The sequence below is a fragment of the Cytobacillus solani genome (genome assembly GCF_001420595.1).
In the GTDB taxonomy this organism is placed as follows: Bacteria; Bacillota; Bacilli; order Bacillales; family Cytobacillaceae; genus Cytobacillus; species Cytobacillus solani.
The window spans coordinates 2,930,179-2,953,442 of record NZ_LJIX01000006.1 but is presented as its reverse complement, the minus strand read 5'-3'; the positions used below and the strand labels follow the sequence as shown (position 1 = coordinate 2,953,442).

Annotated in this window: 24 protein-coding genes, 3 pseudogenes and 2 riboswitches; of the genes and pseudogenes, 20 read left to right on the top strand and 7 right to left on the bottom strand. The window is 35.4% G+C overall.

The features are described from left to right. Positions 1 to 73 precede the first annotated feature (73 nt). From AN957_RS16610 to AN957_RS16575, 8 genes and pseudogenes are all read left to right on the top strand, one after another. Positions 74 to 1,090, top strand: coding sequence for a methyl-accepting chemotaxis protein (locus AN957_RS16610; RefSeq protein WP_056685246.1), 1,017 nt, complete (start codon positions 74 to 76; stop codon positions 1,088 to 1,090). Positions 1,091 to 1,102: 12 nt separating this feature from the next. Further along, a pseudogene (locus tag AN957_RS16605) lies at positions 1,103 to 1,552 on the top strand (methyl-accepting chemotaxis protein); the annotation flags it as partial. A gap of 165 nt (positions 1,553 to 1,717) precedes the next feature. Continuing rightward, positions 1,718 to 1,900, top strand: a riboswitch (cobalamin riboswitch). Positions 1,901 to 2,112: 212 nt separating this feature from the next. Next, entirely contained in the window at positions 2,113 to 3,987 is a 1,875-nt protein-coding gene (locus AN957_RS16600) for an anaerobic ribonucleoside triphosphate reductase (RefSeq protein WP_056685239.1), read from the top strand. After that, a complete protein-coding gene (gene nrdG / locus AN957_RS16595; RefSeq protein WP_053476558.1) occupies positions 3,984 to 4,433 on the top strand; it encodes an anaerobic ribonucleoside-triphosphate reductase activating protein in 450 nt (149 codons plus the stop codon). Before AN957_RS16600 ends, nrdG begins: the two co-directional genes overlap by 4 nt. A gap of 47 nt (positions 4,434 to 4,480) precedes the next feature. Then, positions 4,481 to 4,795 (top strand): YciI family protein, encoded by a 315-nt coding sequence (locus AN957_RS16590; RefSeq protein WP_053476557.1) that lies wholly within the window; start codon positions 4,481 to 4,483, stop codon positions 4,793 to 4,795. A gap of 237 nt (positions 4,796 to 5,032) precedes the next feature. After that, entirely contained in the window at positions 5,033 to 6,871 is a 1,839-nt protein-coding gene (locus AN957_RS16585; protein WP_056685236.1) for an SLC13 family permease, read from the top strand. 211 nt (positions 6,872 to 7,082) lie between these two features. Continuing rightward, complete coding sequence (locus AN957_RS16580; RefSeq protein ID WP_053477565.1) at positions 7,083 to 7,364, top strand: DUF1450 domain-containing protein; 282 nt, start codon at positions 7,083 to 7,085, stop codon at positions 7,362 to 7,364. A gap of 6 nt (positions 7,365 to 7,370) precedes the next feature. Further along, positions 7,371 to 8,603 carry a hypothetical protein gene (locus AN957_RS16575; RefSeq protein ID WP_056685233.1) on the top strand — a complete coding sequence of 411 codons (1,233 nt, stop codon included), beginning with the start codon at positions 7,371 to 7,373 and terminating at the stop codon, positions 8,601 to 8,603. A gap of 57 nt (positions 8,604 to 8,660) precedes the next feature. Here the strand turns inward: AN957_RS16575 and AN957_RS26965 are convergent, their stop codons facing one another. After that, entirely contained in the window at positions 8,661 to 8,813 is a 153-nt protein-coding gene (locus AN957_RS26965; RefSeq protein ID WP_281176533.1) for a VanZ family protein, read from the bottom strand. 136 nt (positions 8,814 to 8,949) lie between these two features. On the opposite strand from AN957_RS26965, the gene AN957_RS16570 reads away from it, so the two are divergent. Together AN957_RS16570 and AN957_RS16565 are read left to right on the top strand one after the other, a co-directional pair. Continuing rightward, positions 8,950 to 9,999: a DUF418 domain-containing protein gene (locus AN957_RS16570; RefSeq protein ID WP_056685229.1), complete on the top strand. Its 1,050-nt coding sequence runs from the start codon at positions 8,950 to 8,952 to the stop codon at positions 9,997 to 9,999. Then, a pseudogene (locus AN957_RS16565) lies at positions 9,990 to 10,249 on the top strand (sensor histidine kinase); the annotation flags it as partial. The gene AN957_RS16570 and the pseudogene AN957_RS16565, both read left to right, overlap by 10 nt. 104 nt (positions 10,250 to 10,353) lie before the next feature. Here the strand turns inward: AN957_RS16565 and AN957_RS16560 are convergent. Together AN957_RS16560 and AN957_RS16555 are read right to left on the bottom strand one after the other, a co-directional pair. After that, positions 10,354 to 10,548 (bottom strand): hypothetical protein, encoded by a 195-nt coding sequence (locus AN957_RS16560; protein WP_053476552.1) that lies wholly within the window; start codon positions 10,546 to 10,548, stop codon positions 10,354 to 10,356. 66 nt (positions 10,549 to 10,614) lie between these two features. Next, on the bottom strand, positions 10,615 to 10,980 hold the full coding sequence (locus tag AN957_RS16555) for a Na-translocating system protein MpsC family protein (RefSeq protein ID WP_379998740.1): 366 nt from the start codon (positions 10,978 to 10,980) through the stop codon (positions 10,615 to 10,617). A gap of 239 nt (positions 10,981 to 11,219) precedes the next feature. Continuing rightward, a riboswitch (cyclic di-AMP (ydaO/yuaA leader) is annotated at positions 11,220 to 11,355 on the top strand. Between the two features lie 345 nt (positions 11,356 to 11,700). On the opposite strand from AN957_RS16555, the gene AN957_RS16550 reads away from it, so the two are divergent. From AN957_RS16550 to uvsE (AN957_RS16535), 4 genes and pseudogenes are all read left to right on the top strand, one after another. Continuing rightward, entirely contained in the window at positions 11,701 to 13,038 is a 1,338-nt protein-coding gene (locus AN957_RS16550; protein WP_053476551.1) for a TrkH family potassium uptake protein, read from the top strand. 97 nt (positions 13,039 to 13,135) lie between these two features. Beyond that, positions 13,136 to 14,089 (top strand): UV DNA damage repair endonuclease UvsE, encoded by a 954-nt coding sequence (gene uvsE, locus AN957_RS16545; RefSeq protein WP_056685227.1) that lies wholly within the window; start codon positions 13,136 to 13,138, stop codon positions 14,087 to 14,089. Positions 14,090 to 14,282: 193 nt separating this feature from the next. Continuing rightward, on the top strand, positions 14,283 to 15,299 hold the full coding sequence (locus AN957_RS16540) for a DUF3231 family protein (protein ID WP_053476549.1): 1,017 nt from the start codon (positions 14,283 to 14,285) through the stop codon (positions 15,297 to 15,299). Positions 15,300 to 15,318: 19 nt separating this feature from the next. Then, positions 15,319 to 16,285: pseudogene (uvsE, locus tag AN957_RS16535) on the top strand (UV DNA damage repair endonuclease UvsE). A 207-nt stretch (positions 16,286 to 16,492) separates the two neighbouring features. Here uvsE (AN957_RS16535) and AN957_RS16530 read toward each other — a convergent pair. Then, positions 16,493 to 16,915: a pyridoxamine 5'-phosphate oxidase family protein gene (locus tag AN957_RS16530; protein WP_053476547.1), complete on the bottom strand. Its 423-nt coding sequence runs from the start codon at positions 16,913 to 16,915 to the stop codon at positions 16,493 to 16,495. A gap of 13 nt (positions 16,916 to 16,928) precedes the next feature. Beyond that, complete coding sequence (locus AN957_RS16525) at positions 16,929 to 17,294, bottom strand: carboxymuconolactone decarboxylase family protein (protein WP_056685224.1); 366 nt, start codon at positions 17,292 to 17,294, stop codon at positions 16,929 to 16,931. 206 nt (positions 17,295 to 17,500) lie between these two features. Here AN957_RS16525 and AN957_RS16520 point away from each other — a divergent pair, with 206 nt between their 5' ends. Both AN957_RS16520 and splB read left to right on the top strand, forming a co-directional pair. Further along, on the top strand, positions 17,501 to 17,746 hold the full coding sequence (locus AN957_RS16520; protein ID WP_053476545.1) for a transcriptional regulator SplA domain-containing protein: 246 nt from the start codon (positions 17,501 to 17,503) through the stop codon (positions 17,744 to 17,746). Further along, complete coding sequence (splB, locus tag AN957_RS16515) at positions 17,743 to 18,771, top strand: spore photoproduct lyase (protein ID WP_056685221.1); 1,029 nt, start codon at positions 17,743 to 17,745, stop codon at positions 18,769 to 18,771. Before AN957_RS16520 ends, splB begins: the two co-directional genes overlap by 4 nt. A 94-nt stretch (positions 18,772 to 18,865) precedes the next feature. Here splB and AN957_RS16510 read toward each other — a convergent pair whose 3' ends face one another. Next, positions 18,866 to 19,804 (bottom strand): AEC family transporter, encoded by a 939-nt coding sequence (locus tag AN957_RS16510; RefSeq protein ID WP_056685218.1) that lies wholly within the window; start codon positions 19,802 to 19,804, stop codon positions 18,866 to 18,868. A gap of 115 nt (positions 19,805 to 19,919) precedes the next feature. Here AN957_RS16510 and AN957_RS16505 point away from each other — a divergent pair, with 115 nt between their 5' ends. From AN957_RS16505 to AN957_RS16495, 3 genes are all read left to right on the top strand, one after another. Beyond that, positions 19,920 to 20,672 carry a YqcI/YcgG family protein gene (locus AN957_RS16505; RefSeq protein WP_053476542.1) on the top strand — a complete coding sequence of 251 codons (753 nt, stop codon included), beginning with the start codon at positions 19,920 to 19,922 and terminating at the stop codon, positions 20,670 to 20,672. 111 nt (positions 20,673 to 20,783) lie between these two features. Further along, complete coding sequence (locus tag AN957_RS16500) at positions 20,784 to 20,957, top strand: hypothetical protein (RefSeq protein ID WP_053476541.1); 174 nt, start codon at positions 20,784 to 20,786, stop codon at positions 20,955 to 20,957. A 197-nt stretch (positions 20,958 to 21,154) separates the two neighbouring features. After that, a complete protein-coding gene (locus AN957_RS16495) occupies positions 21,155 to 21,484 on the top strand; it encodes a DUF378 domain-containing protein (RefSeq protein ID WP_053476540.1) in 330 nt (109 codons plus the stop codon). 130 nt (positions 21,485 to 21,614) lie between these two features. Here AN957_RS16495 and AN957_RS16490 read toward each other — a convergent pair whose 3' ends face one another. Further along, positions 21,615 to 22,043, bottom strand: coding sequence for a YugN family protein (locus AN957_RS16490; protein WP_053476539.1), 429 nt, complete (start codon positions 22,041 to 22,043; stop codon positions 21,615 to 21,617). Between the two features lie 199 nt (positions 22,044 to 22,242). On the opposite strand from AN957_RS16490, the gene AN957_RS16485 reads away from it, so the two are divergent. Further along, positions 22,243 to 23,175: an MBL fold metallo-hydrolase gene (locus AN957_RS16485; RefSeq protein WP_053477563.1), complete on the top strand. Its 933-nt coding sequence runs from the start codon at positions 22,243 to 22,245 to the stop codon at positions 23,173 to 23,175. Positions 23,176 to 23,264: the final 89 nt, after the last annotated feature.

Sequence of the window (23,264 nt, the reverse complement as noted above, 5' to 3'; positions counted from 1 at the left end):
TTATTTTTATCGAAAAATACCTAACATAGCCGATAATATTAAAAAGTAATTATTATTCTAGCGGGGGAACAAAATGAATGCAATCGAACAATTAAAGCTAATGGATTTGAAAAGTAAAAACAAACTAATGCTAACAATATACTTGATATTAACGGTCATTGGGTTAATCAGTATGTTCGCATTAGACCCGAAATCTATAATGACTATGCTAAACCTAGTACAAGTAATTATCTATCCTATTGTTTATTTTATGACGAATAAAAGTAAGAGAGAGTATTTATTTCCCTATGTAATTGTCATAGGAATGAATACATGTATGTTGATTACGACTTTAATAACGGGGGGCAATCTAGCTGGTGTTATTAGTGTATTTTTCTTTACTATTTTTGCTGCAGTTCCCTTTAATAAAAAAATCTTTGGAATCGGTATTGTTTTTGGTTTAATCATCCTTTCCTATAATAGTTTTTTTCCAGTAGCAACATACGCTTACTTGAAAGAGGAATTTGCATCGTTTTTCCTAATATATTTGCTATCAACGGTCCTTTTAAGCGTTTTAATTCATTTGAATGATAAGCAATACAAAATGCTCCAAGAATATATGGATCAAGAAGAAGCAAATTCAAGAGCAAAGGAAGAACAAAAAGTTAAGCTTGAAAAAGAGCTGTTTACCATTGTAGACAGTTTAAGTAAGGTGAATGAAAAAATTCAATTTAGTGTATCTTCACAAGATGAAATGAGAATTGCCATAAGTGAAGTTTCAGCAGGCAGCCAGGTTCAGAGTGAACAAATCTCAGGCATTGCTACCAATGCACATAATAATTTAGTGGTTTTGAATGATATGAATCAGTCAACTAAGGAACTTATTGAAGAATCTGTTCAATCTAGTATTGCTGCTGAGGAAGGTCAATTGAAAGCAAAGCATCTAATGAATGAGATGGATAACTTACAAATGGTTATTAAGGAGCTTAATGAAAACTTTAGGACATTAACTCAAAAAATTGAAGAAACAAATCAATTTGCACAACAAATTCAGCAAATTACAGAGCAAACAAATTTATTGGCATTAAATGCTTCAATTGAGGCTGCGTGAGCAGGTGAAGCAGGGAAAGGATTTTCTGTTGTAGCAGAAGAGATTAGAAAATTAGCTGATACAACGAAAGTAATCACAATTAAAATTACTGAAAATCTCGTAGAGGTTAACAAAACAAATGAATTAGCCCAAGGAAATATGAAAGACAGCAGTGTGAATTTGAACCAAAGTGTCGAATCATCTAACGAAGTGGAAAAAAAATTCTCTGAACTTCATTCAATGCTGAAAAAAGTAAATAAAAAGTTTCAGGAATTTGACACTCTGTCTAAAAAAGTGGGAAGAAATAGTGAAAAAGTTGAATCATCTACAAATGATTTTGCTGCAATTATTGAGGAAGCAACAGCAAGCTTGCAGCAAGTAAATGCATCAATTGAAACAATCACAGCAGATAATCGATTAATCGCAGAATATATCCAACAAACAGCAGAGAGTGCAGAAAATATTAAGAAATCATTTATATGAGAATAAGTGATAACGAGAAGAGTGAAATTGGTATGGTGCTGATTTTACTCTTCTTTTTTTTACTTACGATTAAGATAACTATTGTCAAAATAAAGTCAGTTCAATATAATTAAGATGCAAATACGATATGTTGTATTTGTTTTATGGTAAATACACTATATATAGTGTTAACCAGATAAATGAGGTGCTCTTTCAAGGGCTGAAAAGGGAATCTGGTGTGAAACCAGAACTGTACCCGCAACTGTAAATGCTGATGATTCAAACAAGAACCACTGTCGTTTTTGATGGGAAGGTGTTTGAAAAAAATGAAGCATGAGTCAGGAGACCTGCCTTATTTATACCGTGTTATCTTCTTCGGGAGCTGGGAGGATGGAACGATGGTAGATTTGTAGAATTTTTCTGCAAGTGTGTCAACGTGATGTCAGCCATTTCTCTAAAGAGAAGTGGTTTTTTTATTCTCTTATTATCCTTGGATACATCATGGTTTAGAAAAAGTAAGGAGGTTAAAAAGCAAACCACGTAATTGAATTTTTGGAAAATGAAGTAATGGGGGAGTTACAATGGGACAATTAAGCTACAAGGTGAACAAAAGTACATGGGGGTTAATTAAGAGTTTTGAGGAAATAACAAATGCTTCAGATCAAGAAATTATGAATGAGAATGCAAATATGGACGGAAGATCTCCAATGGGTCAAATGAATAAATTTGGAAGTGAATCCGCCAAATTCTATGCAATAGAGCATCAACTGTCGGAGTCGATAAAAAATTCTGTATTGGAAAATTATATTCATATTCATGACATGGATTACATGCCAATGGGTACGACAACTTGCTGTCAAATCCCTCTAGGTAAGCTTCTTTCTACCGGTTTTAATACAGGGCATGGCTTTATGAGGCAGCCGCAAAATATTAAAAGTGCATTAGCTCTTGCATCAATTATTTTACAGGCAAATCAAAATATGCAGCATGGCGGACAAGCTTATCCGATGTTTGATTATGATTTGGCTCCTTATGTAAAGTTAACATTTGAAAAGCATTTAAGCCGAATTAATGGGTATGAAACAACTTACACAACCGAAGAAAAAGAAAAAATTGCTTGGAAGGAAACTGATCAAGATGTATACCAGGCATGTGAGGCATTTATTCATAATAGTAATTCCATGCATTCACGAGGAGGTTCGCAAGTTCCATTTATTTCAATCAATTATGGAACTGATACGTCAAAAGAGGGCAGGATGATTACTAAGAATATTCTATTAGCTACACAAAGTGGGCTGGGAAAAGGAGAAACTCCGATATTTCCTATTCAAATATTTAAGGTAAAAAAAGGAATAAACTTTGATCCTGATGAACCTAATTATGATCTGTATCAATTAGCATTAGAAACAACAGCCAAGCGTCTTTTTCCGAATTTTAGTTTTATTGATGCTCCCTTTAATCTTAAATATTACGATGGAACGCCAGAAAGTGAAATTTCCTATATGGGCTGCCGTACAAGGGTAATGGCAAATCGCCATGGGGAGGAAAATAGCATTGGACGGGGAAACCTTTCCTTTACAAGTATAAACCTTGTAAAAATAGCATTAACAAGTAATAATGAGGAACAATTTTTTAATAAATTGGATTATTATTGTGATATTGTCATTCAACAATTATACGAGCGATTCTTATATCAGAGAAAGAAAAGCGCACAAGATTTTGCCTTTTTATATTCTCAGCGGATATGGCGGGGAAGTGAGGAACTAGGGAGAGAAGATACACTCGAAGAAGTGCTCCTGCAGGGGACATTGTCCATTGGATTTATTGGACTTGCCGAAGCTTTAAAAGCCTTAATTGGCACTCATCATGGAGAGAATGAGGAGGCTTGGAAACTTGGCTATAAAATTGTTGAATTTCTAAGAAAAAAGGCGGATCAAGCAGCTGAACAGCGTAATCTAAATTTCACACTTATAGCAACACCTGCAGAAGGCTTATCAGGAAAATTTACGAAAAGAGATCAAGCTGAATTTGGGGAAATAAGGGATATAACGGATCGATCTTACTATACTAATTCATTTCATATTCCAGTCTATTATCCAATAAAGGCGATTGATAAAATTAGAAAAGAAGGCCCCTTTCATGAGCTCTGCAATGCCGGTCATATTACATATATCGAATGTGATGGGTATTTAAAAAATAATCTTCAAGCCATAGATCAGCTAGTAAAAGCTATGTACGATAATAAGATTGGCTACGGTTCTATCAATCATCCAGTAGACTACTGTAAGAAGTGCAGCTATTCTGGCATTATTCATAACGAGTGTCCAAGCTGTCATACGACTGATGAATCGGATATTTCTAGAATTCGACGCATTACAGGGTATTTAGTAGGTGATATGTCTAAGTGGAATGTTGCTAAAAAACAGGAAGAAAAAAATCGAGTAAAACATTTATGAAGGTAATGGGCATACATCATGATTCTGTAGTTGATGGAGTAGGATTAAGAACTGTAATATTCTTCGCAGGATGTCCACACCATTGCTTCGGCTGTCATAATCCTGAGAGCTGGAATCTTAAAAACGGGAAAGAAATGTCAGTGGAGGAGATAATGGATGAAGTACTGTCAAATCCACTCACCGATATTACTTTATCGGGAGGAGAACCATTCTATCAGGCGAAAGAGGTAAAAGAACTAGCAAAGGCATTAAAAAATCTTAATAAAAATATTTGGATATACAGTGGATATAAATTAGAACAGTTAAAAAGCTGCGAGGATAAACATGTCAATGAATTGTTGGAATATTGCGATGTGCTAGTGGATGGTCCATTTATAATAGAGAAAAGAGATATCACACTGCCATTCCGCGGAAGCTCCAATCAAAGAATTATTAAACTGAACTAGAGTAGTTTAACAATGTAATAAAACTTATTATAGAAGGAGGTTATCGAATGGAGAATAGCCCCTATGATAGTAATGTTCTTTATGTAATTTTATTATCTATTAATCATGGAAAAAAGCTAACTGAACCAGTCATCCGTGAACATATTTCATTTTTAAGAAAACTTGATGAGAAGAATCAGTTAGTTCTTTGCGGCCCTTTTCTTGACTATAAAGGCGGAATGGTGATAATTCGAGCAACATCCATGGAGGAGGCAAAAGCAATAGCTGAAGCTGATCCATTTATAACATCTGGGTTGGAAAGCTATGAAATTCGTACAATGGAGGTTTCCTCTGAAGAGAACAACCATCTTGGTATGGGATAAGAGTTGTATAACATCTAAGTTTTGGCCGTTGGTGTAACAGTACTAACGGTCTTTTCTTTACAATAATGGTTTTCTTTATCCATATACATAGTTAAAAGACGTTTGTATACAATTTATGAACTTTGCAGTAGCAAAATGATTTTCTTGAGAACAATACTTATAATGGAATAGATAGGAGAATGGAAGTACAGTAGCCTATTCATCAGATGATTTTAACAGAAAGGGTTTACTTTTAAAATGCAGCTTATATTAACATTTGTCATTCTAGGTCTAATAATCTTTCTTTTTATGAGTAATCGTATCCGTGCAGATTTAGTCGCTATTCTCGCATTGCTGGCATTTGTTATTGCTGGTATTTTAGAGCCTGCTGAGGCACTGGCGGGCTTTTCGAATTCAGTTGTGATTATGATTGCAGCATTATTTGTTGTAGGAGCGGGGATTCTTCGTACAGGTCTTGCAAGAAAGGCAAGTAATTTGCTTTTGCGCTGGACTAGTAATAGCGAGAAAAAGTTATTTTTTCTCTTGCTAGTCATTGTTGCTTCTGTAGGAGCCTTTATGAGCAATACAGGGACGGTAGCGATTATGCTGCCAGTTGTTATCAGTATTGCTGTAAGTATGAAGGTGAGCTCATCAAAGTTTTTGATTCCACTTTCTTATGTTGCGAGCTTATCAGGATTATTAACACTAATCGCTTCTCCCCCCAATTTAATTGTCAGTCAAGTCCTTGTTGATCATGGTTTTGAGCGACTTCGTTTTTTTGATATTACGCCAGTCGGTATTGCGGCAGTCATAACAGGAATTATTTATTTAATGATTGTCAGAAAAGCCCTGCTACCGAATAGCAACAATAAGAAACAAATGAGCAATACTCAACTTTCTCCAAAGGAACTCATTCAGCATTATCATTTGGACGAGAACTTACATCGTGTTCATGTACTAATTGAGTCCCCGATGGTGGATCGGCCATTATCTGAATTGAAAATTCCAGCATTGTATCATCTTTGTATATTGAAAATTGACCGTAAATCAGCTGAGGGCAGGAATCTTTTACCTATTACCTATCAAGAAATGGCTGGACCAAAGAGTGTCATACACGGTAAAGATATCCTCTATATTCAAGGATCGAAAAGCCAAGTAGAGAAATTAGCCAAAGATTATCAGCTTGTGTTTGAAACAGATCAATCAAAGAATGATTTAGTTTCAAGTCAACTTGGTATTGCTGAAGTACTGTTAACACCACATTCAAGTTTGATTAATGAAACGATTGAGGATATTGGGTTTAGAGAAAAATACAATTTGAATATTATTGGAATTAATCGAAAAGGCACTTATATTTTAAAGGATATGTCCAATGTACGACTTCGTTTTGGAGATGCTCTCCTTGTACAAGGCTCATGGGAAGAAATCGAATTGCTTTCAAGAGAAACCAAAAATGTTGTGGTCGTTGGTCAGCCGAAAGAGCACGCAAGCGTGGCAGCAGCAAATGGAAAAGCACCAATTGCTGGTGGAATCATGCTTTTAATGATTGCAATGATGATTCTGGAAGTGTTCCCAACTGTTATTTCTGTATTAATCGGTGCTGTTCTTATGATCATCACTGGGTGTTTACGAAATATGGATGATGCCTATGGCCATTTGAATTGGGAAAGTATTGTGTTAATCGCCTGCATGCTCCCTGTGGCAACGGCATTAGAAAAAACAGGGGGAATGGTGCTTCTATCAGAAGGTATTATAGATGTAGCTGGCGGGTATGGACCATTAGGTGTGTTAGCTGGTATTTATTTGATTACAATGGTTTTCGGTCAATTTATTAGTAATACGGCAACTGCGGTGTTATTTGCTCCGATTGCGATGAATGCGGCTATGAATATCGGGGTTAGCCCCTATCCATTCTTAATAACGGTAGCGGCTGCAGCGAGCATGGCATTTGCAACTCCAGTTGCATCCCCAACAAATGCAATGGTCATGACAGCGGGAGGATATAAATTCAGTGACTTTTTAAAGATAGGAATCCCCTTACAAATAGTCATGTTCCTTGTTATGATGTTTATTATTCCGTTAATTTTTCCATTTTAATCAGGCGCTCTCCTTAATGGATAAGCGCCATTTTTTGTATAGGAATATTGTAATTCTGAACTTTATGTGAAATTATTGAGCTTTATTTTAAATTTAGGTGTCTTAGAAAAACGAAATATTTGATTGCCTAATTAATTTAGAGATATATTTAATGCAGTTAATAATTATATGGTTTATAAAAGATTCCAACTTAATAAGGAATGTGACTGCTATGAAACGATTGACTAAATTATTTTCAAAACAAAAAAAGGTTCAAATTGATTTTTGTGAAAAAAATCTTGATCGGTTTTTAAACGAAGAAAATAGCCCTGATTATGAGCGTTTCCTGAATCAGAATCATATTCAATATAAGGAATACAGCTGTCAAAGCAAATGTGAGCAGTGCAAGAAATCCCCATATGCGATTGTAGACGGTGAGTTCATTGCAGCAGAAAATTCCGATGAACTCTTAGGAAGGCTTAAACATATCGCAAGTAACAATAATAAGGAGTAGAGAGCAGTGCCAAGATTATTTGTTCATTTTACATTTTTCTTTTTTACGCTAACAGCTTTGTCAGGTGTTTGGATGCGTATTGTCCCATTTAATCCGACTACTTCGATTCCGTATGAAAATGTGCTTCATGGGCATTCCCATTTAGCTATTCTAGGATGGGCATTTTTGGGTGCGTTTATTATTTTCCTGTCTGTATATTGGCGTACGATTAGGCAGCGGAATCAGGCAATCGCACTGACCATGACGTTATTTTTTACATCCCTATTGATGTTTGCCGCTTTCTTATACCAGGGGTACGGTATCATTTCTATCGTCATGTCTAGTATTCATATTTTTGTAGAATATTGGGCAGCAGTATTTATTTTACGGCAATTAAAAATTCAGAATGAAGTGCCAAAGTCAGGGTTATTATTTATTAAAGCCTCTTTATTAACATTAGTTATCTCATCATTTGGCCCATTTTCACTTGGATATATTTCGGCAAACGGGATGAAGGATTCGATATTCTTTGATGTTGCGATTTATTTTTATTTGCACTTTCAATATAATGGCTGGCTATATTTATTCTTAGTCGGTATGTTTATCATTCTTGTCCATTCGAAAAATATTTTTATTCAAAGCTCTTTTATAAGCTATGGATTTTGGTTCTATATAATCTCCTTGTTCCCAAGTTATTTTTCTAGTATTTTGTGGGTGGATTTAGGTGAAATCAGTATGATCCTTGCAGCTATTGGGAGTATTGGACAATGGATTGGAGTTATTTTTACCTTGGTTGCTTTTAAAGCAATTGGAGGAGAGCTTGCCCGTCACTTTTCGAAATTTACTATAACTTGTCTTTACATAACCTTTTTGTTGTTGTTTTTTAAAAGTACAATGGAGTTAGGATTAATATCGCCTACTTTAGCAAATTTAATCTATGATACGAGAAGTATTGTTATAGGTTATTTACATTTTACTTTATTAGGCTTTGTTAGTATTTTTATTTTAGCTCAATATCAGATGATGAATATTATCACTTCTAAATGGTTATCTATTCTCGGTTTTTCAATTTTTTTTGCAGGATTCCTTCTAAATAAACTTCTATTATTCGGCCAAGGACTTCTTCAATGGCTTGATTTTCCAAGATTAACTTTTGATACAGGTGGCCTTTTACTTGCAAGCGGCCTACTATTAATTGGGATTCTCATTCTTTGGCTTTCTTTTTTTCAGAAAAATAATAACCGTCTAGTAAATCATTAGTTGAATAAGAAAAAATAAGCCCGTTCGCAATGAATAAAAGCGAACGGGTTTTGCTGTTTAATAGAGCTGGAATATTCTTTTGAATGCAGGATAAAGTAAATAACCAATAAAAATTCCAAACAGATTTAAAATAAGATCGTCAATATCTAAACTGCCGCGATGTGTGATAAATTGCAGAATTTCTATTAAAGAAATGAGTAGAAAAGGTATTTCTATTGGATGGCTCTGTTCGTAAACGGAGTTATTTTTATTTAAGGTTTATGTAAGGTTTACATTCATTTCGTGTAAGGTAGGTGAGCTATGATGATTATACAATTATAAAACAATTATTAAGGAGTTTAACAGAATGAATCCATCCATTACACAAAAAGAGAGAATCATTTCATTAGACATTATACGTGGAATTGCGTTATTAGGTATTTTGTTTATTAATGTAGGAGCATTTAAGATTGTTATAGAAGGGGGGCCAATGCCAAACTATAGCGGGATAAATGGCGTGATTGACATTTTAATTGATATCTTTATAGAAAAGAAATTCTTTTCGATTTTTTCATTTTTATTTGGAATCGGGTTTTATATATTCGCTTCCCGTGCTGAAAGCCGTGGAGACAAGCCAAGACTACGATTTTTCCGACGTTTAATGGCTCTGTTATTGCTGGGGATTATTCATATATTTATTTTTTGGGGTTCGATCCTAGCAATATATGCCATCATAGGTTTATTTCTTATCCCTTTTTACCATGCAAAGATATCGATAATAGGCAAATGGCTTGGGGTAATCATAAGTCTTCATATTATTTCGAACCTAATTATGCTATATGTTTCTGATATAGGTATATTAACTAATATTATTGCGTTTCTTGCTAATGATGTAATTGCCATCTTCATTATGTTCTTATCAGGATTTTTGGCTGCAAAAGCAGAATGGATTATGCATATTAGCAAGTGGTCCAAACAAATTAAATGGATACAAGCGGGGACATTGCCTCTATTTATTGGATTCTCTATTTGGATATGGTTTTCTTACCAAGCAAAAAGCCAAAGTCTCGATACAATCATTTCATTAGGTGTATTGCCTACGACTTTATTTTACTTATCTACCTTATTTTTAATCTTAGAAAATAAACTCATTGCGAAATTTCTCCAGCCAATTGCGCGTGTAGGACAAATGGCTTTTACTAATTATGTAGCACAAAGCATTATTGGGCTGGTAATCATCTCAGTTTTAGGTCTTGAGGCTGTATCACCAAATGATATTATCATCATTTCAGTTTTGATTTATGCCCTCCAAATCATCTTTAGTGTCATTTGGTTTAAGTACTTTAAGATGGGACCGCTAGAGAAGGTATGGAGATTTATGACCTATGGAAGAATGAGTAACCTAAAATCATCGTAAAAGTCGAAAAGAATGCTAGAACGACTATTAGGATTGAGGATCAAGGAAAAGGAATAAAAAAGAAGAATTGGACAGAAATTTTGACCGCTATTATCGGGGCACAAATACTGGAGAATCACACAAAGGATCTGGTCTAGGAATGGCAATTGCGAAGGATATCATTAGGGCACACAATGGTGAAATAAACGTCAAAAGTTCACTTGGATGTGGGACAACGATTGAAATTTTTATAAGGACTGTAATCAAATAGTTAAAATCCAGTGAAACAAGTAAGGTAACATTAATAAACCTGTCAAAACCCTTTTATAACAAAGGTGTATTGACAGGCTTTATATTTTCTATAGATTGCAATGTTTATATTTTTCTAGAAAATAGCTTTAGTAACGGATGCATTTTCCTATCTATGATTTTTAACTCATTCATTAATAAATCATCCTGATGCTCAGCTAACCATTTCTTTAGTTCATGTTTGTCCTGACAATGGGTTAAATAAGTTTGTCCGCCTTTTCCGACAGCATTAACAATAAATCTACAAGAGGATTTCCTCATGCTTTCCCGCCTTTAATAAAAAATATGAATGTCCGTCAATTCTGTGAAGTGAATAATCTATAAATATCAGCTGAAACATTTCTCTAAGTCTTTATCCATAATGAACACTTCAATTCTTTCTCCAGTTTTTGTACTAATATCGCTATGAGAAGATAGAACCTTGCAGCCAGTGTGATGTTCTACGATGTTTTCATAATCTTCACTGTACATTTCACGGAGAAGCGATCGCATTTGTTTTACAAGTTTTTTACCAGAAGTATTATTGACAAGATGTTTTTCTTCAACAGTAAGGACACCTTTAAAACGGATGATTAGCATATCATTGATAATATAAGTTTTGGCTTCCTGTGGTCCTCTACCGATTAGATTACGCTGGAATTTAATAAATGCTGCACTTATTTCAGCTTCTAATTTCTTTTTAGAATTTAACATAATGCCTCCATTAGTCTTCTGATTTTCATGAAATTTATCATAATGTCCACGCTTCATTCTTGTCAAGATAAAATTATGTTGATTAAGTTTTCGAAAAACAAAGGAATAATTAGCAAGGTCGAGTTTTTATAGTGTTATCTTATGAAAATGAACGGATATAGATAAATAGGACAATTTATTGACAAAAAAGGGGGTTTACAAAGATTTATAGCTGGCGTAAAATACTTCCATAAATAATAATTTGATATCGGCCAAATCTCAATTTTGAGAACGGAGGACCCAATTTTTGGGGTTAATTCTGCATGCAGAAGGGATGAGTTACTCTTTCGCCATCCTACCCGTCAGCTAACTTCGTCGGCTAAAGCGAAGGAGGTCATAAGACCACCTTAATTCAGGGGGCTTTTTTGTTATGTGAAAGCAAGGGAGCAGCCTGACTAATACGTAGGTCTTTTTGTTATGCGTATGAATATTAAAGTTTCTTGGAAGACGGAACGCAAAGAGAGTTTAATGACTTGCTGGGCGTTAAGTAGACCATGATTACTTTCTCTTTATAAAGAATGTGGGAATGCAAAATTTATCAAACAACAGTCAGGTGCGTGATAGTCTTTCACGACATGACCAGGACAGATATTGCATGCCACATTTTGGAGAAACGTTATCATGGTCTTTTTGTGTTCAGTTTATTGGTATTAAATAGGTCAGAATAGTCAGGAGATAACAATGAAAAAACATAAATTCAATCTTGATCCTCCAAAACTTCTTGTTTTGGGCTTTGCAGCTGTCATTCTAATAGGCGCGTTACTATTGACTCTCCCCGTTGCTACAGAAGATGGGAAAGGTCTTTCATTCATTAATGCATTATTCACTGCCACATCTGCCACTTGTGTAACAGGTCTTGTAGTGGTAGATACGGGTGATACCTTTACAATGTTTGGTGAATTGGTGATATTATCTCTTATTCAAATTGGCGGCCTAGGATTTATGACATTTGCCACTTTTTTATTTCTTCTTCTTGGAAAAAGGATTTCATTGAAAGATAGATTACTTTTGAAAGAAGCTGTTAACCATCTTTCCATTGCAGGTGTCGTAAGGTTAGTGAAACGAATTCTGCTTTTTACTGCTTTGATTGAGATGGCAGGTGGAATCATTCTTTCTATTCGTTTTTCTCTGGATATGCCAATAGGGAAAGCGATTTATTACGGCTTCTTTCATGCGATATCCAATTTTAATAACGCTGGCTTTGATTTAATGGGCAACTTTCAGAGTTTAACGTCCTATGTAGGAGATCCAACAGTAGTTCTTACGATTAGTGCGTTAATCACACTTGGTGGATTAGGTTTTCTTGTAATGAATGATTTGTATGAATATAGGGAGACCCGCCGGCTATCCTTACATTCAAAGGTTGTAATTTATACAACATTAATGCTAACGATAGGAGCAGCGATTTTCATTTTTCTCTTTGAATTTGGAAATGTTAAAACAATAGAACCGCTATCCATTCAAGGAAAGGTATTAGGCTCTTTGTTTCAAGCGGTAACCCCAAGAACGGCAGGTGCTAATACGTTGCCGATAGGGGATTTAACACACTCGACTTTATTTTTGACAATCATTCTAATGTTTATTGGTGCAGGTTCTGGATCAACAGCAGGGGGAATCAAAATAACGACCTTAGCCGTCTTAGCAGCTGCAGTTTGGACACAGATCAGGGGAAAAGAAGATGTTGTGCTTTTTAGACGCAAAATTGTGATGGAGACGATATTAAAGGCCCTTACAGTTACCGTAATCGGACTATTTATCGTTGTTACAGTAACCATGATTCTATCCATTACAGATAGAGGGCACAATTTTATTATGTATCTCTTTGAAGCTACCTCAGCTTTTGGAACTGTAGGGCTTTCCATGGGATTAACACCAGAATTATCTTTGATGGGAAGAATTATAATCATTTTAACTATGTTTGCTGGGAGAGTCGGTCCTCTTACCATTGCACTTGCAATAACAATGAGACGTAAGCGGGATGCTTTTCATTATCCAGAGGGAAAAATAATGATTGGTTAATTTGCTAGGAAAAAGGGAGAGGAAAAATTGTCTAAGCGGGTGTTGGATAAGAAAACGAAATGGAAATTCCGAATGATAAGAAATAAAGGAGATATCAATGAAGATTCGATTTGGCTATGTGGCAAACGCATTAGGTTTATGGGATGCGAGTCCTTCAAAGTCCTTAACATTTGCTCGCTATTCGGCACTTCCTAAGGATGAACGGATGGATAAGGTAAAAGAAGTAACTGCACAAAATATACATCATACAAAGAGAATTCTATATTATAACATGGCACATGAAATAGAATTGTATCGGTTCTCAAGCTCACTTGTTCCACTAGCCACTCATCCAGAAGTTATGTGGGATTTCATGACACCGTTTAAAGCAGAGTGGGAAGAACTAGGACAAATAGTAAAAGATCAAAAGTTACGTCCAAGCTTTCATCCAAATCAATTTACATTATTTACAAGTCCGCGGGAAGAAGTGACAGTGAATTCGATTAAAGATATGCAATTTCATTATATGATGCTTGAAGCCATGGGGATTACCGAACATGCGATCATTAATATTCATATTGGCGGAGCATATGGGGATAAAGAAACGGCTTTAAGACGATTTCATCAAAATATTAAAAGCTTGCCTACTCATATAAAAAAATTAACAACACTTGAAAATGATGATAAGACTTTTAATATAGTAGAAACACTCCGTACTTGTGAGAAAGAGAATATGCCAATGATCCTTGATTATCACCATTACATGGCAAATAAAGGAAATGGTGACCTTTCACAGTATTTGCATCGAATTTTTAACACGTGGGAAAATTCTGGGCTCATTCCGAAGGTTCATCTTTCTTCACCAAAGTCTGAAAAGGCATTTCGATCTCATGCAGATTTCGTCTCATTGGATTTTGTCCTTCCTTTTTTGAAAATGGCTAGAGAACATAATACCGATATAGATATTATGATAGAGGCAAAACAGAAAAATCTTGCGATGCAAAAGCTTGTAGAAGAAATAGCCACTATCCGTGGAGTAAAACGGTTAACAAGCTCGTCATTAGTATGGTAAACGGGACAGAAGGGCAAGAATATTGTCCTTTTTGTTTCGGTTATGTAGCTAGGTAAACTTTTAATGCATGAGACTCAAATTTATGAAAGATTATTCAACTAGATATCATCATATCCTTGATTCATAATTATACGCTAATTGGCAAATAATATTTTTTATATCAAAGAAAATATTATTTGGAGGGAATACAGTTATGACTGTCCATCATCCTCAATTGACTTCTTCTGAAATTGCTTGTTTTTGGACTTCTTACTTGAATGATAGTATGTCCCAATGCGTCTTAGGGTATTTTTTAGCCACTATAGAAGATGAAGATATACGTCCGATTATTCAATTTGCTTATAATCTATCTTCCACCAACATAGAAAAGATGACTCGCCTATTTCAGGAAGAAGCCATTGCATTACCAATAGGATTTACTGAAAGTGATGTGAATTTAAATGCCCCACGCTTATATACGGACCCTTTTATGCTTTCGTATATAGCTCATATGGCAAAAGTTGGGATGCTTGCGTATGGTGGATTTGTTTCTATGAGTGCTAGGAAAGATGTAAAAAAATATTTCATGGAGGGTCTTCAAAAAACTTCGGATTTATTTGATAAAAGTACGGATGTTTTACTTTCTAAAGGTTTATTTATTAGATCACCTTATATTCCCTATCCAACTAAAACAGATTATGTAGACAGTAAAAAGTATTTAAGCGGGTACTCTCTTTTCAGTAAACAAAGACCACTGAATGCGGTTGAGATCTCACATTTATATATGAATGGGTTAACGAATCAAATTGGAAGTAAGCTATCACTTAGTTTTGCACAAACTTCTCCAAATAAAAATATTCAAAAATGGATGTTAAGAGGAAGAGATATTTCACAAAAGCACTTGAAAATATTCGCAGATGCTCTCAATAATAATAATGTACAAGCACCTGTTTCAGCAGATGTCTCTATTACTGATTCAACAATCCCACCATTTTCAGATAAACTAATGATGTTTCATATGGCATTATTAAGTGCAGCAGGAACAGGCAACTATGCAACATCAGCAGCTGCAAGTCAACGAACCGATCTAGTATTGAATTATGAACGACTATCTCTTGAAGTTGCAATATACGCCAAGGATGGAGCGGACATCATGATTAAGAATGAATGGATGGAACAGCCGCCCACTACATCTGATAAAGATAAACTCGCCAAGAAAAAAGAGAAATAGTTATGTGAGGATGTGGAGAATGACGATTGTAAGACTTGGCTATGTGGCAATGAGTATGGAGTTAAAGAATGCTTCTCCTTCGAAAACAATGACCTTTTCACAGTTTCAGAAGATTGAAGATCGTGAGGCAGCGGTTCGAAAACTAGAGAGAATTTCGATATCAAATCTTGAAAATACATTGAGACTGCTCAGGCATAATGCAGCATCATCCATTCACTTTTATCGCTTAACTTCTCGGCTGATTCCGTTGGCTAACCATGAGGAATTGCTTGACTGGAATTATATGAAGCCGCTTAAGGCGTTATTAAAGGAAATTGGGGATTTTTCTAAAAAACATCAGATGAGGATTGATTTTCACCCAGATCATTTTGTCGTACTTAATTCTCATAAAAGAGGATGTTTTGAAAAATTCTATATTAACACTTATAATGCACTATCGTTTACTAAAAGGAATGGGAATCGATCCTACACACCGGTGTGTCATGCATGTTGGTGGCAACTATAATGAAACTGAACAATCCCTTGAGCGATTTATAGAAAATTGGATGGATGTCCCAAAATCAATCCAAAAAATGATCATGCTTGAAAATGATGACACTAGTTTTAACCTTGAAGATACGCTGTACTTGTGTGAAAAGCTCGGAATTCCTCTCGTTTTTGATTACCATCACCATCTAGCATTATACCAAAATCCTCGTTGGGAGGTAAATTGGGAACGAGTCGTGGATACGTGGAAATACTCGCTACTTCCACTGAAAATCCATATATCAAGCCCAAAATCTGAAGAGAAGTTCCGGCATCATGCTGATTATATTGATCTTTCCTTGTTCTTTGACTTTTTAAAAGAAGTGAATGGGTCAATTCCACAAATTGATTGTATGATTGAAGCAAAAATGAAAGATCAAGCACTTTTTCAATTAATGGAAGAAGTAAAGCAGAGGAATGATGTTGAGTTGATTGATGGATCTAGTTTTAAATTATTATGAAAAAATCATTTTTATATGCTCATACTAAATACGAATGAAATTGTCTGTATAGAAAAAAGGGAAGTTGTAGTGAGGCACTAACAAATGGTTTTGAACTCATTTTAATCATTACTCTGATGGCAACATGGAAATTTAAGGAAAGTGCTGGGTGGTTAATCATTATAAATAAATGATAGGGACGGGGAATTTTCCCTGTCCCTTGACTCTTTACAAAATCAGTTCTTGTGATGGCTCTCCATGAATGTTTAAGAGCCGAATCACTTCTGGCTGTATTTGAAGTAATACATAATTGGGATCTTCAGGTCCATCAAACCAGTTAGAAAAAGATTCGTTCCATAATTTTGTTTTGACTTCTGGGCTGTCTTTTATCATCGTTTTTCCGGAAATTTCAACATAGGCATCTTCTAGCCCTTTGTCTTCAAATCCAAGGAGAATAGAAACTGAAGGATTTTTTTTCATTTCTTCTATTTTTTCAGTACCCTTCTTCGTAGGTGTAAATAAGGTCAAATCATCATTATAAAAAGTCATATATCGTGAATGGGGTTTATTATTTTCAACTGATGAAAGGACCCCAGTCCGATGGTTAGAAATAATCTTAACAATTTGTTCCTTTAAATCTTTTTGGACCATGCATTCTACTCCTTTATTGCTTTCTTTGGTTCAATTCCACAATACATTCTTGAACAAGAGTAACTCCCTGACTCATGGATGCTCCACCGCCAAAAGCTGCTGTTACACCGACAGCTTCAAGAATTTCTTGTTCAGAACATCCTTGGTCAAGGCAGCCCTTTGTATGGTAAATAATACAATATTCATCCTGTGCGTGAAGACTAATCCCTAGTGCGATTAATTGCTTCTCTCTTTGAGTTAACGAACCTTCTTGAAAGCAAGCTTCGGTAAAAGAATTAAAATGACTGGCAAATTCAGGCATTTTTTTCATAAACATGCCGAGTCCTTCTTTGTATTTAATAAGTGCAGCTTCAGTAGAGTTCCTAGCCTCAAATGTCATTTTGCAATCAACTCCAATTTCATATTTAGGTGTATCAAAGGTTATTATGAGCTGATTAAAGAACTTTAAACAAAAAAGTTCTATTCGCCAAGTTTAACACTTTCCATAAAAAAGAAAACATAAACTCAAGAACAAAAGGCAAAATTGTATAGAGAGATAACGGGACAAAGAGATAGGAACCTTGTCCCAATTAATGAGGTGAGATAATGAATAATTTTCAAGCAGGCGATGTTGTTTATGTTTTCTACCGAAATCCGCATACACAGGATGTGGCAAATATTCAAGCGGCAGCTGTAGTGAATAATCCTGATAAACCTAACGAGTTGGCTTTGTTTTTATATGAGACCTATTATCCTTTATCAAATGAAATGGCTGTTTATTCCACTGAAGAAGAGGCAAATGCTGCTTATAATTATTATTACGGAGATTTGTCTGAAGGGGTGTTAGAATGAATAAACCGTTTACACCTAGACTTGTATATTTTGAGCCACAAAGCTTAGATTATCCATTAGGAAAAGAACTACTGGAAAAATTTAAAAAGATGGATGTGGAAATTCGGTATACTACTTCTCACAACCAAGTAAGGAATCTCCCTGGTGATAATGATTTACAAAGATACCGGTTGGCAAAGTCAACGCTCGTTGTTGGTATTCGAAAAACATTAAAGTTTGATACGTCAAAGCCATCAGCCGAATATGCCATTCCATTTGCAACAGGGTGTATGGGACATTGCCACTATTGCTATTTACAAACAACGATGGGGAGTAAACCATATATTCGAACTTACGTAAATGTGGATGAAATTCTAGAAGCCGCCGATAAATATATGGAAGAGCGGGCACCAGAGCTGACAAGATTTGAAGCGTCCTGTACATCTGACATTGTAGGGATAGACCACTTAACCCATTCCTTGAAAAGGGCAATTGAGCACTTTGGAAAATCTGAACTTGGAAAGCTGCGATTTGTCACAAAGTTTCATCATGTCGATCATCTGCTTGATGCGAAACATAATGGAAGGACAAGGTTTCGCTTTAGTGTAAATGCAGATTACGTCATTAAGAACTTTGAGCCGGGGACTTCTCCTTTAGAAAAAAGAATAGAGGCGGCAGGGAAAGTTGCAAGAGCGGGATATCCCCTTGGCTTTATCGTCGCCCCCATTTACCTGCATGAAGGCTGGGAGGAAGGTTACTATCATATGTTTGAACGATTAGAAAAGGAACTGCCTCCAGAAGGGAAAGAAGATTTAACCTTTGAGTTCATTCAGCATCGTTTTACAAAACCAGCAAAAAGAGTCATTGAAAAGAACTATCCAATGACAAAATTAGAGTTAGATGAAGAGAAGCGACGATACAAATGGGGAAAATACGGGATTGGTAAATATATTTATCAAAAAGAGGAAGAAGAGGATTTGAAAAGTCATCTTTTTGAATATATGAAAAAGTTCTTTCCGAATGCAAAACTTGAATACTTCACTTGATCAAAAATCTGCCTTGATAAAAGGATGTGTAACTAAAATGTAGGTACACCATGTGATACAAACACTAAATAAATTTTTACAAAGTCAATATGCATTAAAAATGAACATAAATAATGTTTAGAATCAAATATAGCAATGGGATGGTGACGATACATAGCAAAGTAGTGATTAATACACCTAACGAAGCAAATAAAGTGTCTGCACCATATTTCTGTGAGAACAGTGTGATCGTTGGGGCAGCAGGCATTCCAGATACGAGAATGGCAGTAATCAGCAATGAAAACGGAAAAGATATAAAAGCAAACGGGAGTAATAAAAAGGGAATGAATAACAGTCTAGCTATTGCCATTTTCCATAAGTATCTATTTTTGATCGATAGAAAAAGATCTTTATAATTTACATTGGCGACCAGGCTGCCAATCAGCATCATGGAAAGAGGAATTGTCATTTTGCCCACGCTTTCTAATCCACTAGAAACCATTACAGGCAAATTGACTGGAAGCAGAAAAAGAATAAGTCCGACGAATGTAGAAAGAATTCCAGGATTCAAAAAAATTTGTTTCCAGTTGATTGTACTATTACTAAATAGGAATATTCCGTACGTCCATATGAGTATTAAATAACATAAATTAAAGATAGTTAAATAAATAATTCCTTGCTCTTCAAAAAGAATGAAACTAACAGCATAGCCAATAAACCCTTGATTCCCAAAAATAATCAAGCCCTCATATACATTTTTTTGTTTCTTTTCAAGCCTCGCCCGTTTTTTCATCCACTTTGCTAAAAAGCAAGAAAGGACAAGGATATACATAGACATAGAAATGAGCCAAAGAAAATCTTTTACAATATCGACGGAAAATGAAATATCTAATGAGAATAAAATGAGGGCAGGTAATGTGATAGATAAAATCAAATGTGTCAGCACATCATTGGCGTGTTCATTTAAAACTCCTTTTTTCCTTACAATAAACCCCAGAATCCCAATACCGTACAGTACAAACATTTCTTGCAAAAAAACTCCTGCAGAAGACATTGTATCACCCCTTGCTACTATATGTACTAAGTATCAGGGACGTTAATTTCCCCTTAAAATGAAACACTCTTAGCATCCTCAATTAATATGATGAGGGGAGGAGGGGATAGTTCAAATGCAACTATTAGAAGGAAAACAAATTGAAAGTGTTCCCTATTTATTAGATCAACAATGGCAATATGAGGCATTTAAACATTTTAAAGAAAAAATGTCCGATACCAATGGTCCTTTTCCATGTATCCCTGCTACTATTGGTTTTAAATTAAATCACTTTAGATATGGTTTTTTAGGTGATCCGAGGTTAAAAGAAACGTCAGCTGAACTAGCTGAATTACTTAAAACCTTTGGTCAAAATTCGAAAAGTTTTGGTCACTATACATCATTAATTGCTATATTCCATACACCAGAAGATTTAATTAGAAAATATTCATTAGCAGACTATCGTCTGCTATTTTGGTCTCTATTAAGTGAAATAAGTAAATTAGACGAAAGAGAATGGCCACCTCATATCCCGCGAGATCCAGAACATCATGTTTGGGAATACTGCTTTGGAGGAGAGCAATACTTTATGTATTGTGCTACACCCTCTCATAAGAAAAGGAAAACCAGGCATTTTCCTTACTTTATTTTTGCCATTACTCCACGTTGGGTGTTGGTAGAATTCAATTCAGCGATTGAATCAGCAAAAAAGATGAGAGAAAAGATACGAGAAAGAATTGTTAATTATGATACTATAGAGATTCATCCAGATTTAAATCTATATGGAAGCAAAGGGAATTTTGAATGGAAACAATATTTTCTTAGCGATGATCTCTCAACCCCTTCCCGCTGTCCTTTTACATCGTTTCATGCAGACAAATTTGAGTAAAGAGTAAGTTCCCAAATCCTCTAACTGTTTAAGACAGTATAATTCCCCTTTCGAAGGTGAAAATAAGAGTGGTGATACACACCACTACCTGCGATGTGGAGGGAAATAACAATGAAAATACGTGAAGGGTTAATACCTACTGCATTAGGATCAGCTGTCACAGCAGCGGGATACGCAATGAAGCAACAGCGTCGTTCAAATAAAATGATTGCCAATACAGTTTTTGGTTTTGGCTTAGCACACGTAGTATTAGGTGTTATTGACCTAGTTGAACATCGTCGTTAAGAAATGTCGAGTACCATTGGTACTCGACATTTTCAGTTCAATAAAGCTGTTTATTTAGTAGTTAATAATGACAAAACTTATTTGTATGAAACTTGTTATTAATACAAAGGATAGTAATGTATCTTAGACGATGCTTAGATCCAATTTATCAAAAATAATCTTTCATTATCGTGCTATGAAAAGGAGATGTCATGTAAATGAGGACTTTACAACGTATTGCTTTAGCGCTTACCATTATTGGTGCGCTCAATTGGGGTCTAATTGGATTTTTTAATTTTGATTTGGTTGCTGCTATATTTGGTGGACAAGACGCTGCTTTTTCAAGAATTATCTATAGTCTTGTTGGACTAAGTGGAATCGTCTGTCTGTCTCTTCTGTTTAAAGAGTGGGAAGAGAAAGATACTGTCACAACAACAAATCGTCAGGGATACGGAAAAGTCAATTACGGGACGGAGTTTGCAGAAGAAACAGATTTATCAGATCTAAGCGATCGTTCATTAATAACGGACGACGATAAAAAAGAATAATACAATATATTTTAAAAAGTCGAGTGCTTACGAACTCGACTTTTAATCTTATTGATTGTCTTAATTAAGATATTGGAATTATTTGTATTGTAAATATCCTTTGGGAGCTAAACACTTGTCTGCAAACTTGTTATGAGCTTAAGAGTGTATCAATCGAATTTAAAATCCGGTTAATTTTCTCTTCTCCTGCCAATTCCCATCTACTCTTATCTCTTATGTACCCATCTTTATCAAGAGGCTCCTGAAATTGAGTTAGCCCTGTTGTACCTGTCAATAAGGAGTGTTCATCATAATCCAAACCAATATTTACTACATGTTTAATTACATAAGGTGTACCAAATTCAATATAGGCACTCGAATGATCTAATGCTCCCTCCAGAACATTAATCGGAACTCTTAAATAAATAGTTTCACCGCCCTCACGCCATAGAACCGCGTCAAATTTCCCCTGGTGGTAGTCAAAATTACTGCAGAAACTGCATCCGTTTAAGTCAAATAAATCTTTTACAATGCCAAAATAAGCTCTTTTTCCTTCTATTTCAGACTGCAGCTTTATCATAATTATTCACTCCTGTAAAAATGTTTGTTACTATTTTGTACAAAAAAGTGAAATAAATACCAATAAGAATTCTCGATGAAGTTGAAGAAAGCAGGAGCTCTCTTATGTGTATTTCTTTATTAAAGCAAGGAATAGGATATCTACCAATTTTTTGCTATGATAAGGAATATGAAAAATTTTTGTTGGTGAGGAAATGATTGTGAGAAAACGATATGAAAATTTGGATCGTGTAGAGAATAATCATTCATTTAAGGCATTGTCCCAGTGGCGAAAGGAACGTCGAGCGAAAGTTAAGAATTTAACGATCCAGATTCCACAGGCTGAAAACAAAGAAATAGAGGCGCTTCAACTTAATCGTGACAAGGCAAGTATAACTTGGATAGGTCATTCTACTTTTCTTATCCAGTTAGATGGGCTAAACATATTAACGGATCCCGTCTGGGCGAAATGGCAGGGCACAGATAAGCGGCTAACAAATCCAGGAATTGCAATAGAGGAATTGCCGGAAATTGATATGGTTGTTATTTCACATGGTCATTATGATCATTTGGATTTTGGTTCGATTCGCCGTTTAAAAGGGAATCCAACCTATTATGTTCCACATGGATTAAGAGGACTTTTTGTCAAAAGAGGTTATCACAAAACAGTTGAGGCAAATTGGTGGGATTCATTTGCTAATCAAAATCTTAAAATAACTTTTGTTCCGGCCCAGCATTGGACACGGCGTAGCTTATTTGATACAAACTCTTCTCATTGGGGAGGATGGATAATAGAAGAAGCATCCTCTGGCAAAACGATCTATTTTGTTGGTGATACCGGTTATTTTCGCGGTTTTAAGGAAATAGCAAAACGATTTCATTCTATTAATTATGTGTTAATGCCAATCGGAGCGTACGAACCTGAGTGGTTCATGAAAACCTCACATATCAACCCAGAAGATGCGGCTAAAGCATTCAGAGAATTAAACGCCTCCACCTTTATCCCGATGCATTATGGTGCATATCGTTTAGCTGATGATACAGGCCCAGAAGCACTTGATCGTTTGTATAAAGAGTGGGAACACCTCAAATTGAACAAGGAACAGTTGCGTGTGCTTGATATTGGCGGTACTTTATGGATGGACGCTGAGTAGGAATTGCTTTAGAAGATCGAGTATAGAGGTTAAAGGTAAGGATTTTTTGTGAATTCATATAATAAATTCAAATTGAATATACCTATTTT

Bases quoted from the DNA above. Each gene is read 5' to 3' on its own strand.
- AN957_RS16610 (WP_056685246.1), top strand. From the start codon at position 74: ATGAATGCAATCGAACAATTAAAGCTAATGGATTTGAAAAGTAAAAAC.
- AN957_RS16600 (WP_056685239.1), top strand. From the start codon at position 2,113: ATGGGACAATTAAGCTACAAGGTGAACAAAAGTACATGGGGGTTAATT.
- nrdG (WP_053476558.1), top strand. From the start codon at position 3,984: ATGAAGGTAATGGGCATACATCATGATTCTGTAGTTGATGGAGTAGGA.
- AN957_RS16590 (WP_053476557.1), top strand. From the start codon at position 4,481: ATGGAGAATAGCCCCTATGATAGTAATGTTCTTTATGTAATTTTATTA.
- AN957_RS16585 (WP_056685236.1), top strand. From the start codon at position 5,033: ATGCAGCTTATATTAACATTTGTCATTCTAGGTCTAATAATCTTTCTT.
- AN957_RS16580 (WP_053477565.1), top strand. From the start codon at position 7,083: ATGAAACGATTGACTAAATTATTTTCAAAACAAAAAAAGGTTCAAATT.
- AN957_RS16570 (WP_056685229.1), top strand. From the start codon at position 8,950: ATGAATCCATCCATTACACAAAAAGAGAGAATCATTTCATTAGACATT.
- AN957_RS16560 (WP_053476552.1), bottom strand. From the start codon at position 10,548: ATGAGGAAATCCTCTTGTAGATTTATTGTTAATGCTGTCGGAAAAGGC.
- AN957_RS16555 (WP_379998740.1), bottom strand. From the start codon at position 10,980: ATGTTAAATTCTAAAAAGAAATTAGAAGCTGAAATAAGTGCAGCATTT.
- AN957_RS16550 (WP_053476551.1), top strand. From the start codon at position 11,701: ATGAAAAAACATAAATTCAATCTTGATCCTCCAAAACTTCTTGTTTTG.
- uvsE (WP_056685227.1), top strand. From the start codon at position 13,136: ATGAAGATTCGATTTGGCTATGTGGCAAACGCATTAGGTTTATGGGAT.
- AN957_RS16540 (WP_053476549.1), top strand. From the start codon at position 14,283: ATGACTGTCCATCATCCTCAATTGACTTCTTCTGAAATTGCTTGTTTT.
- AN957_RS16530 (WP_053476547.1), bottom strand. From the start codon at position 16,915: ATGGTCCAAAAAGATTTAAAGGAACAAATTGTTAAGATTATTTCTAAC.
- AN957_RS16525 (WP_056685224.1), bottom strand. From the start codon at position 17,294: ATGACATTTGAGGCTAGGAACTCTACTGAAGCTGCACTTATTAAATAC.
- AN957_RS16520 (WP_053476545.1), top strand. From the start codon at position 17,501: ATGAATAATTTTCAAGCAGGCGATGTTGTTTATGTTTTCTACCGAAAT.
- splB (WP_056685221.1), top strand. From the start codon at position 17,743: ATGAATAAACCGTTTACACCTAGACTTGTATATTTTGAGCCACAAAGC.
- AN957_RS16510 (WP_056685218.1), bottom strand. From the start codon at position 19,804: ATGTCTTCTGCAGGAGTTTTTTTGCAAGAAATGTTTGTACTGTACGGT.
- AN957_RS16505 (WP_053476542.1), top strand. From the start codon at position 19,920: ATGCAACTATTAGAAGGAAAACAAATTGAAAGTGTTCCCTATTTATTA.
- AN957_RS16500 (WP_053476541.1), top strand. From the start codon at position 20,784: ATGAAAATACGTGAAGGGTTAATACCTACTGCATTAGGATCAGCTGTC.
- AN957_RS16495 (WP_053476540.1), top strand. From the start codon at position 21,155: ATGAGGACTTTACAACGTATTGCTTTAGCGCTTACCATTATTGGTGCG.
- AN957_RS16490 (WP_053476539.1), bottom strand. From the start codon at position 22,043: ATGATAAAGCTGCAGTCTGAAATAGAAGGAAAAAGAGCTTATTTTGGC.